Raw genomic sequence first — 15,722 nt, 5'->3', positions numbered from 1 at the left:
CAGACATGGCTTTTTTTCTCCCCTCGCTCTACGGCACTCACTGCTTTCTGTCTTAAATCATCACTATAGGGTGCTGCCATGAAAGCTTCTCCTCATTTCTTTTTCTCTATTATGTCCTAACTATCCCGCTCTTTGCTATACCTTGGTTTGGCCACTCAGAGTTAGCACGATTAAAGGTTTGACGGGGCAATCGCACACAATTCTTAAATATCTGCAATAAATCTATTAAATAAAAACTTGGTAAGCTAAGACGCATTTAAACCGCTTATTCTTAGATTAGCCCCCCCTTGCCCTAGGGTTGATTCATTTAAATCCCACATTCCGCACCCTAAGTGTCACAACGTCTCAAAAGAGGAAGATGCCTGAGTCAAAATACTTATCTAGAGGAGTGAGTTGGCGGCAAGCTGCCAGCAACTAAGCCGAAAATTTCAGGGTTCCCCGGTCATTCTCAATAAACAGTGCTTGTTGAGAATGACTGGGCAATCAGACTTAACATCTAGGGGGAGATGTTCCAGTTGCTCGCTTTGTTTTGTCACCCCTTGAAGTCAATCCATCTGGTCAAGATAAGAGATAATATTCCTGGCAAGGTTTGGGAAAAAAGGCTCTTCGTTACTTGGTATGGTTAGATCGGGGGACATAAATCGACTAAATCCTTACCCGACAAGAGAGTTAATTGATTAGTTCGTTCTAGATCGAAAACAATTGACAAAGATAGCCGAACATCTCTGTGTATAAGGGTTTCATCCCTCATGACCCCGTCCATTGCATGAAACAAACCGAAGAACCGGAAAAATTGAGTGAATTTGTCTAACTACAAAGGAACTTTAGTAATCCAATCTTGATACTTTGGTTCCTGATTGAGAACGATAGAACTTAACTTTTCTTTTAACTGATAAGTAATCGGTTTAGCCGCGGGTAAAGAAAAAGTTTCAATCCTTTTAATCGGAGTAATTTTCGCCGCAGTGCCACTTAAAAACACCTCATCAGCGATAAATAACTCCGTCTTATCTACGGGTCTTTCAATAACCGGAATACCCAAATCCCGCGCGATAGTTAAAACACTATCTCTAGTAATACCCTCTAGGATATCTTGGTCAAAACTAGGAGTAATTAGCTGACCATTTCTGATGATAAAAATATTCATTCCCGTCGCTTCACAGACTTTACCTTGAGAATTCATTAAAATTGCCTCATCAAACCCCGATTCTACCGCTTCCGTTTTTGCTAAAGCAGAAGTGATATAAGCAGCGCTAATTTTACCTCGCAACGGGAAACTTCTATCCTCCTGACGATACCAAGAACTAATCCGACAGTTAACCCCATCGGCTGCTAAATAATCATCCATTTCTAGACCATAGACGAGAAAATCCTTCTCGATATCATGTAATCGCGGGGCAATTCCCAACCCTGAACTATAGACAAGGGGACGAATATAAAAAGGTCGATTACACTGATTCTTTTTAACAAAATCGATAATTATTTGATAGATTTTATCGGCAGGAATCTCGTAATTAAGAAACTTAGCACTTTGACTTAAACGCTGACAATGACGTTCTAATCTAAATAATAATATCTGTCCCGGATTGCTAGGGTCGGGAGTACCTCGTAAACCCCCAAAAGCGGCAGTTCCATAGTGTAGTGCGTGGGTAGCAACGGATAATTTTGCCTCACTAAAAGGGATAAATTTATTCTCAAAATAGGCGAGAGGAAGGAAAGGAATTTCGGCGGTAATAGACATTTTTTTTTGATTGAACCAAGAACTAAACGGGATTTACCCATGCGGAAAAATTTTGTTTCTGGCTATTAGAAGGATTTTCTACCCTGATAATTTCATAGCGAATCGTCTGCGGGGCAGCCAGTGGAACAGCAAGGGTTCGCAATTCATCGAGATGAAAGACTGTTATCTGAATAATATCACCTGAGCGGTAGTCTTTTAATCTTTCGTTTAACTGTTCCGCCGTCACTCGCAATCCATCGATAGCCAATAACTCATCATCAGCATTAATTCCCGCTTTTTGGCAAGGAGAACCCATCTCGACAAATTTAATTATTTCTTTACCCGCTTCACTCTGTACCCGCATTCCCAGATGAGGTATCGTCTCCCCATTGCCAACACCCCGCAGATAGAGTCCAAAAGGTTCAAGATATTCATTAAAGGGTAATTCTGCCAAACCGTCGATATAACGCCGGTAGAAGTCGGTTAAATCCACTCCAGCGGCAGATTCGAGAATTGCCTGCAATTCCCCATCGGTATAACCAATCTCCTCTTTACCGAAATGTTGCCACATCGAGCGTAAAACATCATCGAGGGAACGACGGTTATCGGTGTGGCTGCGAATTAGTAAATCGAGAAGCAGCGACAATAATTCCCCCTTGAGATAGTAGGAAATTTGACTATTATCGCTATTGCTATCCCGTCGGTAGAGTTTTATCCAAGCATCAAAACTCGATTCGCCTAGAGGTTGGACAAGACGACCGGGTATATTGAGATAACGAGTGATTTCTTTGCTTAAAAGCTCTAAAAAAGTCTTACTATCGTATATTCCCGCCCGTAGAGGGATTACTATATCGTAATAACTGGTGGTTCCTTCGGCAAACCAGAGGGAAGAAGTATAATTTTCTGCGTCATAATCGAAGCTTTCTAAAGCTTTTGGGCGAATACGCTTGATATTCCAGAGATGAAAGAACTCATGGGCGACTAATTGCAGAAAACGATTATATTTATCCTTATCTCGTAATCCCAAACGCATATAGTTAAGGGTACAGGAATTTTTATGTTCTAGTCCCCCGTAACCAGCCGCCGAAAGATGTAGCAAAAAGAGATAATTATCATAGGGGAGTCCACCGAACATAGCCGACTCGGTTTGAATAATTTTAGTGGTATCGGCGATAATTTGATTAGGATTGGCGTTTCCCCGTCCCCAGATAGCTAATTGATGGGGTTTTCCCTCGACGACAAAATCGTATAACTGATGAATACCCACTTCCACAGGACTGTCCACTAGGGTATCAAAATCGGGAACGTGAAAGGTGTTTTTCTGTCTGGGTAAAGATTTTAAGGCAGTGGTAACGCGCCAATCGGCATGGGGGGGGATAATTGTCAGGGTGAGGGGATGTTTTTGATAATCGGGGATATAGAAAAATAAAGCAGCCCCGTTGAAGTAACCGTGAGTATCATCGAGATGGTTGGTTCTGACGGTTAAATCGTGGGCAAAAACGCGATATTTGACCGTTATTTCGGAACTGTCACCATTGTCAATCTGCCAGTGATTTTTAGCAACTTTGCGACTGTTGAGGTTAACAGCTTGAAAATCTTGGACTAAACGGGAGTATTCCCGCACTAGATAGGAACCGGGAGTCCAAACCGGCATTTTTAGGTTTAAAATCGGAGCTTGCCAACCGGTAATCTGTAGAGTAACTTCAAAGAGGTGTGAAGTCGGTTCCGGCATAGCCACTTGATAGCTGAGACTTAAACGGGTTGAGGAGACGGTAGTGGGGGAAATAAGACTGGTCATCGGCATTAAACAAGCTTTTAAGTTATTATAGCGGCAAGCTTTCGGCCAATTTACCCGGTTTCGCCGCCAAAAATCCGATGGTTTTGCAAGATTTGACCGAGCAGTTTTGGCACTGTAACCCCCGCAGGATTTGCGGGGGTTTTTTTACCGATTCAGCGTCTTTCTGCCGGGGGTGCGGGAGGAATCACATCGGTGGGAGGAGTTACCTCTAGGGGAACCGAACGAGTTTCGGGGGCCGCCACAGTGACGGGAACGGTAATCGGTTCGGCTGCTGCGGGGGCCGTATTTTGAGGACTAGGAGCAGCGGCGCTGGTAGGAGCAGTCCTAGTACGCCGACGACTAGAACGGCGTTGGCTGGGTTCGCTAGTATTAGAACGGACGATAGTTTGCTCACGACTTACCCGAACCCGTCGCCGTCTGCGGATAGGTCCTTCGGTGGGGGAACCCTCATCGCTGCTGGCTAAACGATTGTTAGTAGTTTGGGTAAAGTAGGTACGTCGGGGTTTAATTGGTTCCGCTTTTAATGTCACCGGACGTTTGCCTAAATTCGGTTCTGGGAAACCTTGATAGGGAATATCCTTGATTGCTTCTAACATAAATTGTCGCCACATCCAAGCGGACATGGTACTGGCTCCATTGGTGGGTTTATTATTGTCATTACCGAGCCAAATTCCCGTGACTAATTGGGGAATATAACCGACAAACCAAAGGTCACGAGCCTTGTCAGAAGTGCCAGTTTTTCCTGCCACTGGACGACCAATTTGTGCGGGGGTTCCCGTTCCCGAATTAACCACATCCTGCAGCATCCAAGTCATCGTCGCTGCCGTGTTTTGATTGAGAGCAGTTTTCGGTTTAAAATTGGCTTGATAAATTGCTTTACCATGGCGATCAAGTACCTGACTAATACCGTAAACTGGTTGATGCACACCATTATTAGCAAAGGTTCCGTAGGCGCTGGTCAATTCTAAAAGATTGACTTCCGAAGCACCCAAAGCCAAAGAATAAGTGGGTAAAAGTTTCGACTGGATCCCCATATCTTGAGCTAATTTAATCACCGGATTCCAACCGACGGCCACTAACACCTGAACTGCCACCACATTCAGGGAAGAAGTCAAAGCATCGCGCATGGACACCTCGCGGCCGCTATACCTATCACCGTAGTTTTCCGGTTTATAACCATCCACCACATACTGAGCATCTTTATAACTAGAATAGGGGGATTTACCCGCCGCAATCGCCGCCGCATAGACAAAAGGTTTAAAAGTAGATCCCGGCTGACGTTTTGCTTGTGTCACCCGATTGAATTGATTCTTATCGTGGTCAATTCCTCCGACCATGGCCTTAATTTGTCCATTTTTGGGGTCAATTGCCACTAAAGCCGCCTGTTGGAAGTGCTGCCACTGGCCATAACGAGAAACCGCTCTTTCTACCACTTCCTCCGCTTCGCTTTGCCAACGAGGATTAAGGGTAGTTTTTACCACCAATCCCCCCGCTTCTAGGGTTTTAGCGGGAACCAGTTGCGGCAGTTCTTTTTCCACATAATCGGTAAAATAGGCCGCTTGCCGTTGCAGACGTTTTAGGGGACTGGTTTTAATGACTAGGGGAGATGCGATCGCTTGTTCTGCTTGAGCGTTAGTAATAAATCCCACCTCGGCCATAGTTTTGAGGACGATATTACGCCGTTCTAGGGCAGATTTAGGGTTTTCGAGGGGAGAATAGAGACTAGGAGCGGGAACAATCCCGGCAAGGGTGGCAGCTTCGGCTAGAGTTAATTTATCGACGGGTTTACTGAAATATAACCAAGCGGCATCGGCAAGACCGTAGGCCCCGGAACCGAGATAAACTAGGTGAAAATAACGCTCTAAAATCTGGTCTTTTGTATATTTATCTTCTATTTTCTGAGCGATACGCATTTCCCGTAATTTGCGATCAAAACTCCTTTCTTGGGATAAAAAGACAATCCGGGCCAATTGTTGGGTGATGGTGCTGCCTCCCTCCACCACTCCCCCGGCTCTCAGGTTAGAAAAGAGAGCGCGAGCAATACCCTGGCCATCAACTCCCCCGTGTTCGCGAAAACGGCGGTCTTCACTAGCGATAAAGGCCTCCTGTACCAGTGGGGGAACTTGGGCAATTTTCACGGTTTCGTAGGTACTAGGGCCATTTTGCTTGAGGATTTCCCCATTAGCGGCTTGAATGGTTAGGGTGCCTGGACGAGCATAGGTTTGTATATCGGCGATATTTTGCGGTAGAGAGCTTTCAAGGCGATAAATGGCCCAACCTACCCCCAAAATGCCCCCAGTTACGCCTAATCCCAATCCCAAGTACAACCCAAAGCGGGGATGTTGTCGCCATTGCGGTAAGGGGGAATTATCGAGCAGGGTAGTAAATTTGTTCTTTAAGGGTTTTAATGTCTCTAGAGCCTTGCTACTGGTTCGGGAGACTAAATTAAGCTTTTTTTCTTCGGAAGCGGCTTCTACTGGCTTTTCCCCCGCAACGGGAGCAGATTCGGAGTCGATAGGATCGACTTTAGGGGGTTGCTGGGAGTTCTCTAATTTATTAGCGAGATTATGAAAAAATTGACTAAGTTTTTGTTTGTATTTCATGTTAGTTGAGCGGGTGTGGGAGTGGGAATTATGAATTATGAATTATGAATTGGGGAGAGGGGAGCAGGGAGAATAAATAAAAATAATTTCCCGACGACCGACTCCTTAAACTTAAAGATCGCTAAATTGTCGCCACCATTGCTGGAGAGGATAATAGACGAGGGGAGTCCAGAGACTACTAAGCAGAGCAGAAGTGAGGGCAATGCGTTGATAATCGAGCCAAAGATCGGCGAGATTTTTGCCTCCTTGTAGATAGTATTGAAAAGCGATCGCACCATCGGCAATTAAAGTCATAACAAAGACAATTAAGACCACGGCGATCAATTCTTCTTTAACATAACGTTGTCGGTGTAAACGGGAAGTGAGGAAACCGATGAGACCAAAAACCATGATATGGGAAGGATAATTAGAGGTTAAACTATCTTGAATAGCGCCGATCGCTAATCCGGCCACCACACTATCGAGACAAGAGCGATTGAGACTCCAACTAACCAACCAAATCAGTAACCAATTGGGAGCGATGCCTAAAATCTCCATACCGGGCAGCCGCATTAAGGAAAGAAAGGTACAGAGAAGCAGCGAAGCGATAGTGACTAAAATATTCAGGATAAAACGAGAACGGGCTGATAAACGGCTTAATTTCAGCATAATTCCCCCTCTCACTGCTGAGGTTGCGGGTGAACGAACACCCATTCGAGATTGTCCACGGTGGCGGTAAATTCAATTTTGGCGGTGGGGGCGGGATTTTCCTGTAAATTAAGGGAAATTATCCGACCGATGGGCAACCCTGGCGAAAAAAGACTACTAAAAGCCGAAGTTGTCACCACATCTCCCGGTTTGACATCGGGAGCTTTTTCAAAAAAGCGCAGGGTGGCGACTTGGGAATCCTGACCTTGAATTAAACCCATGGCCCGACTACGATTCACCGTTGCTCCGATGCGACTTTGGGAATTACTGACCAATAAAACTTTGCTGGTGTGGGGAGTAACTTCTGTAATCCGTCCCACTAAACCACCAATTCCCGTCACCGAAGCACCCACTGGCACACCATCGGCGCTACCCCGACCAATAATTACCTGTTGCCACCAATCATCAGCGCTGCGGCCAATAATTGGGGCAGAAATCAGGGGTTTTTTCTGGGTTTGATAATAACCAAGCTGTTTTTTTAATTGTTGATTTTGATATTCGACTTCACTTAAACGATTTTGTAATTCTCGCACCCGTTGATCGGCCAGAAGTTGCTCTTGCAGATTAGTTTCCTCTCCCTGAAAAGGGCGGGTTAATAAACCATACAATTCTAAAATCGCCCCACTTTGATAGGTGCGAATGTACCAAGCTCCCCCCAGAGCGGCAGCGAGCAGCAAAAGTCGCCATCCCTGCTGTGTCCATTTTCGTCGTGCTGAATACATGAGCGATTTAAAACCTCTTGGCTGTGTAGAGTGAGAATCCGTGTATTTTGCCGCTAACCGATCCTAGTGACCTTTAGACATTGCGAGTTGTTTCATTAACGATCCGCTCAAAGAGTTTCTGATTTTTTAACACTTCTCCCGTGCCTTTGACAACACAGCGCAGGGGATCTTCAGCGACATGGGTAACGATACCGGTTTCGTGACTGACTAGGAGATCGAGTCCCCGTAATAAAGCACCCCCTCCCGCTAACATGATGCCGCGATCGATAATATCGGCCGCTAATTCGGGGGGAGTTTTTTCGAGGGTACGTTTGATCGCATCAACGATCACAGAAAGTGGTTCATCCATACTTTCCCGCACTTCTTCCGCTTTGATCGTCACGGTGCGGGGTAAACCGGACATGAGATGCAATCCCCGCACTTCCAGAGGAGGAAATTCATCTTCGGGGGAGGGATAAGCTGAACCAAGGCGAATTTTAATATCTTCGGCTGTACGTTCCCCGATAATCAGGTTATGGACTTTTTTTAGATAGGCGATAATTGAGTCCGTCAGTTCATCCCCAGCGACGCGCACCGATTCGCTGATCACGGTCCCATCAAGACTGAGAATGGCCACTTCCGTGGTGCCACCACCGATATCGATGATCATATTACCCGTCGCTTCCGAGACGGGTAAACCGGCACCCAAGGCCGCCGCAACCGGTTCATCAATTAACCCCACTTCTCGCGAGCCGGCATTTTTGGCCGCATCCACCACCGCACGTCTTTCTACGCCGGTAATCCCACTGGGAACACCGATTACCATGCGGGGATTGCCAATCGTGCCATCGAGCGCTCGTTTGATAAATTCCGCTAACATGATCTCGCAACTGTAGAAATCGGCGATTACCCCATCGCGCAGGGGTCGCAGCGCGGTGACATGACCTGGAGTGCGACCGAGCATTTTTTTGGCCTCCTCCCCGACAGCGATCGGGTTACGATCTTGATCGATCGCCACTACCGATGGTTCCTCTAAAACAATACCTTTCCCCGACACATAAACGAGGGTGTTTGCTGTCCCCAAGTCTATACCTATGTCCCTGGATAAGCCTAGACCTCTAAAAAAACCCACTTGTTTTCACTCCTGTTCTTATAAAACGTTGCTATAGCTAGACTTTTGATCGAATCGACTTGGATTTTATTACGTTTTGTTTCTCAAGTCTAGTTAATTATCGCTTCTTTCTCTCCAGATTTACGCAAGTCTTCAGCCTAATTTTCTGGCTGCCCACCGGTCAAGTCCAAGGTTTCGGGCTAAAATAAACATACTATTGTACTAAATTGAGGATTTAAGACCATGAGTTTAAATCTGGTTCATTTGGTGGGACGAGCGGGGAGAGACCCGGAAACGAAGTATTTCGAGTCCGGCAGTGTTAAGTGTACCTTGACTTTAGCGGTTAATCGTCGCTCTAAAAATAGCGATCAGCCGGATTGGTTCGATCTGGAAATTTGGGGCAAAACGGCGGAGGTGGCCGCTAATTATGTGAAAAAAGGCGGTTTAATCGGGATTAAAGGTTCTTTGAAAATGGATACTTGGAATGATAAAAACACGGGATTAGCTCGTTCTAAACCGGTAATTCTCGTCGATCAATTAGATTTACTCGGTTCTAAACGCGATAGTGAGGCTAATTCCGAGCGAGAATTTTAAAGCTTGAGCGGTATTATTTCCAGATTTTAGGTGTGTTAGCCTCTAGTAACACACCCTTATTTATTCTCTAATTGACTGGAAAAATATTGCTGTAAATCCGGTAAAACTTGCCGATAAATGGCTGTATTTATCTCTATATCCCAGCCAAGAATAGAATTGAAAGGGATAATTTCCACCAGGGAATTACTATAGGCGATCGCTTGTAAAGTCCCGACAAATTCGGGGGTCCAGAGATTTTCTTGCAGGGAAATATTTTGTTTTTGTAACCAACCGATCAAAGCCGAGCGCCCGATCCCGGGTAAAATATCAGCAGTCAGTAGGGGACTGTACCAGCAATTATCTTTCCATCCCCATAAATTGCCCGTGCTAGTTTCTAACCAATTCCCGACTCGATCAACTAATATCGCTTCTTTTGCTCCTTTTTTTTGAGCCGTTTGTGACGCTAACCAAGGGGTCAAATAATTACCAGTTTTATGTTCTCCTAAAACCCGTTGCCAAGCGGGATTATCTGTTACCCACCCAATAATTCCCCGCTCTTGTCTAATGTTTAAATCTTCCGGAAGAAATCTGCCTTTAATCCACTCCCTACCATCGGGAAAAATTGTAATTCTCAGGACAGCATAGAATAGGGATAATTCTTCGGCTCCTTGGCGAATTCGCCGCCAATCGGGAGCGGGCCAGTGGAAAACTTGTAAACTAGAGTGCAAACGTTCGAGATGCTCTTGCCAATGGGTTAGGGGATGATCTAAGCTTTGTTGATAGATACGCAGGGTAGTAAATATTGTGGCTCCATAAAGTAGCCCAATATCATCAATACCCAGACTTATTCGCTCATCCTCGATTAATTCGCCATTATACCAATACATAATCAGTTATCAGTTATCAGTTATCAGTTATCAGTTATCAGATTTGAGTTTTAAGGATCTTCTAGAGTAGTTATGATATTTTAGCAGAAAATAATGGTTCTTCGTTACTTGGTATGGTTCGATCAGGGGGCAGAAATCGGCTAAATTCTTATCTGGCAAGAGACTTATAGGCTCATTGAAACTACTAATTTGCTATAACCAGTCTAGGAGAGCCTTACTGATTACTGTTTACTGTTTACTGATGACTGTTTACTGTTTACTGTTTAGTGATAACTGTTTACTGATAACTGACCTAGCTTATGAACCGTCAAAAATTTACTTGGGGATATTCTGGTTATAAATTGCGTCAGAGAGAAAATTTTAAAGAATTTCTGTGTTTACTGGGATTATTAATAGCGGCCTTAATTATCTATCTAGTGGGATTAGGTAATTTACCCTTGCGGGATTGGGATGAAGCGACCATCGCTCAGGTGGCCAAGGAAATTAGCCAAACCCCCCTGGAACAATTGCGCTGGTTATTTCCTAGTCTTTGGGGTGATCCCTACCTGAATAAACCGCCGTTGATTCATAGTTTAATTGGTCTAACCTACCATTTCTGGGGCATTAATGAGGCCAATACTAGACTAATTCCCGCTTTTTTAACAGCTTTATCGGTGCCGCTCCTCTACCTTCTCGGTCGAGAAATTTTTCCCGCTCGTTTGCCAGCTTTACTATCGGCCTTAATCTATCTAACTCTTTTGCCGGTGGTGCGCCATGGCCGTTTAGCCATGTTGGATGGAGCGGTATTATGTTTTGAAATCCTGATGTTTGTTGGTTTACTGCGCTCACGGCGCGATTTACGCTGGTCTCTGGGGGCGGGGTTAGGATTTGCCCTCCTTTGTCTGACTAAGGGTATTATGGGGCTATTATTGGCGGGTATCGGCTTGATTTTTCTGCTCTGGGATACCCCCCGGTTATTAACGTCTGCCTATTTTTGGTCGGGTTGGTTGTTGGGAGCAACTCCCGCTTTTGCTTGGTATAGCGCCCAATTTTGGCACTACGAGCGGGAGTTTCTCGATTCCCTTTTTGTTCAACAGTTAAAGCGAGTTAGTGACCATCTCGACGATCATCGCGAACCGTTTTGGTATTATCTGCTGGAAATTCTTAAATATAGTTGGCCTTGGTTAATTTTCTCGGTTTGGGGTTTACGTTTAGCACGTCAGGAACATCTCTACAGTTGGGCGAAGTTACTGTTAGTTTGGACGGGTGTTTATCTGTTGGTGGTTTCGGTAATGGCGACCAAGTTGCCCTGGTATATTCTGCCGATCTATCCGGCCTTGGCTTTAGCGGCCGGTTATGCCTTGGCGCAGGTGAGTAATCTTCCCATCGATCGCCCCTATAATCCAATCTGGTCAATTATTTTGGGTATTATCGGCGTTGTGGCAGGTTTATTAGCTTTAATGGCCTATTTCCCTGGTAATTTTGCCGGTATTGAACCTCTCCATCCCTTAATTCTTTTAACCTTATTGTCACTTTCCCTGACCATGGTGACAACGGCAATTTTGTTAGCTCGGCGCTCGGAACAATTCAGCGTGGTTTTACTCTGGGGAATGTTGGTTTCTTTGTTTATTTTTGTCAATTCTCCCCTGTGGATATGGGAATTAAATGAGAATTTCCCCGTCAAACCGGTGGCGAGTTTAGTGCAGAAATATGTGCCGGCCGATCACCCTGTTTATATTGCTTTTGCCTACGAGCGCCCCTCATTAAATTTTTATAGTGGTCGTCGGGTTTTTCCCCTTGCTGCTGAAGAATTAATCAATTATTGGCAAAGTCACAAGCAACCCTACCTAATTATCGATCGTCAAACCAAAGAAGCTACTGATTTAGGAGGATTAAAGGTGATCGGATCTACGGATTCCGGTTGGTTTTTGATGACAAAGCAGTAGTGAGGTTAATTTTGTGCATCCCATTTTTGTAAATCTACTCAGTTGAGATTTTTAAAGGGAAAATCTCCTCTAAAGTTGGGGGTTATTTGCGATTTTTTCCCTCAATCCAAGCTTTTGGGGGGTAGAACCCCCCAAACCCCCCGCGCATTAGCTTTTCGGTGGGATGCTTGCACGCAGCTGCTGACATATCTGTAATAATTTAAGAGTCACTGATAATTGCCGATTGTCGGTATTTCTGCAAATGTGAGATGCACCAGGTTAATTTTGTGAATACTTTCGATAGCAAATTAGCTTAGACTTTAACTTGCTGATTGATGACTTGAAATATTACAAAAATTTTACAAGTTGCGTTAAAATCACCCCTAGCGATGAAACGCAACACTTTTGTAATTGTTGAAACCGAGATTAATATGCTAAATAGGTCAATTACGGCCGAGAAAACTGAGGAATTCGCTCCTGCTGACCTGCAAGACCTGCTAGACTGTACCGATAGCTTTGTTAACCGTCACATTGGACCGACGGAGACGGAAATCGAGAAAATGCTGGCGGTTTTGGGTGTTGCTACCCTTGAGGAATTAATCGCTAAAACTGTCCCGTCAGGAATTCGTTTACAAAAAAGCCTTAATCTACCACCTGCCTTGAGTGAATACGCCGCTCTTGCCCAATTAAAAGCGATTTCCTCAAAAAATCAGGTATTTCGCTCCTTTATTGGCATGGGCTACCATGACTGTATCACCCCGCCGGTAATTCTCCGCAACATCTTAGAAAATCCGGGTTGGTACACTGCCTATACTCCCTATCAAGCGGAAATCGCCCAGGGACGCTTAGAAGCTCTCTTAAACTTCCAAACTCTCATCACTAGCTTAACCGGTCTGGAAATTGCTAACGCTTCCCTCCTCGATGAAGGAACAGCAGCTGCAGAAGCGATGAGCATGAGTTATGGACTGTGTAAAACTAAAGCCAATGCTTTCTTTATCTCTAGTAGTTGCCATCCCCAAACGATTGAAGTTGTTAAAACCAGAGCGATTCCTTTAGGTATTGACATTATTATCGAGGATCATCGTCTCTTTGACTTCCAAACGCCGATTTTTGGCGCATTATTACAATATCCAGCCACCGATGGCGTAATTTATGACTATCGGCAATTTATCGCCAAAGCGCAGGAAAATGGGGCTTTAGTCACCGTTGCCGCCGATATTCTCAGTTTATCCCTGTTGACTCCCCCCGGCGAATTGGGGGCTGATATTGCCGTGGGTAGCAGTCAACGCTTTGGGGTTCCTTTAGGTTATGGGGGTCCCCATGCTGCCTATTTTGCCACCAAAGATGCCTATAAACGCAGTATTCCGGGGCGCATTGTCGGGGTATCGAAGGATAGTCAGGGTAAACCCGCACTACGTTTAGCTTTGCAAACCCGCGAACAACATATCCGCCGGGATAAAGCCACCAGTAATATTTGTACCGCACAGGTGTTACTAGCGGTGATTGCTTCCATGTACGCGGTCTATCACGGACCGGAAGGAATCAAGAAAATCGCCCAAAGAGTGCAGAAATTAACCGCTTTATTGGCAACTGGTTTAAAACAGTTGGGTTATCAAGTGGGGAAAGAACCGTACTTCGATACGCTCAAAGTTACTGTATCCACGGGAGTTAAGGACATCCTTGCGAAGGCAAAAACCCATAAGATTAATCTGCGTTATTTTGATGAGAATAATCTAGGAATTAGTCTCGATGAAACCACCACTCTCAGGGATGTGTGGGATTTATGGCAAATTTTTGCCCCCACCGAGGAATTACCCTTTACCGCAGCCGAATTAGTCGAGAAAATTAGCCTAGAATTACCCGCTAATTTAACCCGTACCAGTGCCTATCTTACCGAACCGGTGTTCAATCGTTACCACTCGGAAACGGAATTACTCAGATATCTACACCGTCTGGAAACAAAGGATTTAGCCTTAAATACTTCCATGATTCCCCTCGGTTCCTGTACGATGAAACTCAATGCCGTAGCGGAGATGATTCCAGTAACTTGGGCAGAATTCGGCAAATTACACCCTTTTGCCCCGATTGACCAAGCAGAAGGCTATCAACTGCTCTTTCAACAGTTAGAAACTTGGTTAGGGGAAATTACCGGGTTTGATGGCATTTCTCTACAACCGAACGCCGGTTCTCAGGGAGAGTATGCCGGTTTACAGGTGATCCGAGCCTACCATGAAAGTCGCGGTCAAGGTCATCGTCAGATTTGCTTAATTCCTGAGTCCGCTCACGGGACTAATCCTGCCAGTGCTGTTATGTGTGGTATGAAAGTAGTGGCGGTTAATTGCGATTCTCGGGGCAATATTGATATTGATGACTTAAAAACTAAGGCCGAGAAGCATCAGGATAATCTAGCGGCTTTGATGGTAACGTATCCTTCCACTCACGGCGTTTTTGAACAGGGAATTAGCGAAATTTGCGCCTTGATTCATCAATACGGTGGTCAAGTCTATATGGATGGCGCCAATATGAATGCTCAGGTGGGTTTATGTCGTCCGGCGGATTTTGGAGCTGATGTCTGTCACTTGAATCTCCATAAAACTTTCTGTATTCCCCACGGTGGTGGCGGACCGGGTATGGGACCAATCGGAGTAAAATCCCATTTAGTGCCTTTTCTGCCGGATGTTTCCTTGGTTTTGGCGAAATTATCCCCAGAAACCGCTAACGGTAAGCATCAGGACTCGATTGGGGCAATTTCGGCCGCGCCTTGGGGTAGTGCCAGCATTTTGGTGATTTCTTGGATGTATATCGCTATGATGGGGGCAGCTGGCTTGAAAAAAGCGACAGAAGTGGCAATTTTGAACGCTAATTATATGGCTTTTCGTCTGGAGTCGGCCTATCCAGTGTTATTTAAGGGTAGCGCGGGAACAGTCGCCCACGAGTGCGTGATTGATTTACGTCCCCTGAAAAAACAGGCCAGCATCGAGGTGGAAGATGTGGCAAAACGCTTGATGGATTTCGGTTTCCACGCGCCGACGGTTTCTTGGCCCGTGGCGGGTACAATGATGGTGGAACCCACGGAAAGCGAATCTTTGGGCGAATTAGACCGTTTTTGTGAAGCTTTGTTAACTATCTATCAAGAGGTACAAGCGATCGCTAATGGTAGCATGGATCCCCACGATAATCCCTTGAAAAATGCCCCCCACACAGCCGCAGTTTTAACTGCCGATGATTGGAGTCGTCCCTATTCCCGTCAACAGGCAGCTTACCCGCTTTCTTGGCTAAAAGATTATAAATTCTGGCCGGTAGTGGGACGGGTTGATAATGCCTACGGGGACAGAAATCTGGTTTGTTCCTGTGAGGGTATGGACGCTTATAAGTAGGGTTTGCGGCAAAAAGCTTTTCCTGGGTGTAGGGTGGGGTGCATCTCATTTTTGTAAATCTACTAATTTGGGATTTTTCAAGGGAAACTTTCTCCTAAAATTGGGTGTGTTACTTTCAGTTTTATCACTCAATCCAAGCTTTTGGGGGGTTCTACCCCCCAAACCCCCCGTTGGGGGCGTGGCGCCGCCCCCAAACCCCCCGCGCATTAGCTTTTCGGTGGGATGCTTACACGCGATTGTTCATATTTTTGTACCAATTTCAGAGTTACTGATAATTGCTGATTGTCGATATTTCTGCAAATGTTGGATGCAGCCGTGGGGTGTAGGGTGTAGGAATTATGAATTATGAATTATGAATTGGGGA

The 15,722-nt window shown here is 45.3% G+C and carries 10 protein-coding genes; 3 read left to right on the top strand and 7 right to left on the bottom strand.

The genetic code is table 11. From position 1 onward, the window contains the following. Positions 1–811 precede the first annotated feature (811 nt). From IM475_RS18795 to IM475_RS18770, 6 genes are all read right to left on the bottom strand, one after another. Positions 812–1,738 (bottom strand): branched-chain amino acid transaminase, encoded by a 927-nt coding sequence (locus IM475_RS18795; RefSeq protein WP_287728732.1) that lies wholly within the window; start codon positions 1,736–1,738, stop codon positions 812–814. 22 nt (positions 1,739–1,760) lie between these two features. Beyond that, entirely contained in the window at positions 1,761–3,521 is a 1,761-nt protein-coding gene (locus IM475_RS18790) for a M61 family metallopeptidase (protein WP_287728731.1), read from the bottom strand. Between the two features lie 146 nt (positions 3,522–3,667). Next, entirely contained in the window at positions 3,668–6,118 is a 2,451-nt protein-coding gene (locus tag IM475_RS18785; RefSeq protein ID WP_287728730.1) for a transglycosylase domain-containing protein, read from the bottom strand. A 111-nt stretch (positions 6,119–6,229) separates the two neighbouring features. Then, entirely contained in the window at positions 6,230–6,811 is a 582-nt protein-coding gene (mreD, locus tag IM475_RS18780; protein ID WP_287660441.1) for a rod shape-determining protein MreD, read from the bottom strand. After that, the gene (gene mreC / locus IM475_RS18775; protein ID WP_287660440.1) at positions 6,778–7,527 is read right to left on the bottom strand and encodes a rod shape-determining protein MreC; all 750 of its coding nucleotides are present in this window, start codon (positions 7,525–7,527) and stop codon (positions 6,778–6,780) included. Before mreC ends, mreD begins: the two co-directional genes overlap by 34 nt. Positions 7,528–7,600: 73 nt before the next feature. Next, complete coding sequence (locus IM475_RS18770; protein ID WP_287728729.1) at positions 7,601–8,638, bottom strand: rod shape-determining protein; 1,038 nt, start codon at positions 8,636–8,638, stop codon at positions 7,601–7,603. 222 nt (positions 8,639–8,860) lie between these two features. Here IM475_RS18770 and IM475_RS18765 point away from each other — a divergent pair, with 222 nt between their 5' ends. Then, positions 8,861–9,211: a single-stranded DNA-binding protein gene (locus IM475_RS18765; RefSeq protein WP_159252077.1), complete on the top strand. Its 351-nt coding sequence runs from the start codon at positions 8,861–8,863 to the stop codon at positions 9,209–9,211. A 56-nt stretch (positions 9,212–9,267) separates the two neighbouring features. Here the strand turns inward: IM475_RS18765 and IM475_RS18760 are convergent, their stop codons facing one another. Continuing rightward, entirely contained in the window at positions 9,268–10,077 is an 810-nt protein-coding gene (locus IM475_RS18760; protein WP_287660438.1) for an aminotransferase class IV, read from the bottom strand. A gap of 299 nt (positions 10,078–10,376) precedes the next feature. On the opposite strand from IM475_RS18760, the gene IM475_RS18755 reads away from it, so the two are divergent. Next, on the top strand, positions 10,377–12,002 hold the full coding sequence (locus IM475_RS18755) for an ArnT family glycosyltransferase (protein ID WP_287660437.1): 1,626 nt from the start codon (positions 10,377–10,379) through the stop codon (positions 12,000–12,002). Positions 12,003–12,370: 368 nt separating this feature from the next. Continuing rightward, positions 12,371–15,358: an aminomethyl-transferring glycine dehydrogenase gene (gcvP, locus tag IM475_RS18750; RefSeq protein ID WP_287728728.1), complete on the top strand. Its 2,988-nt coding sequence runs from the start codon at positions 12,371–12,373 to the stop codon at positions 15,356–15,358. Positions 15,359–15,722: the final 364 nt, after the last annotated feature.

This window comes from Microcystis sp. M061S2 (assembly GCF_020245605.1).
GTDB lineage: Bacteria > Cyanobacteriota > Cyanobacteriia > Cyanobacteriales > Microcystaceae > Microcystis.
Note: the sequence above shows the minus strand (reverse complement) of the source record. Positions and strands in the feature narration are given on the sequence as shown.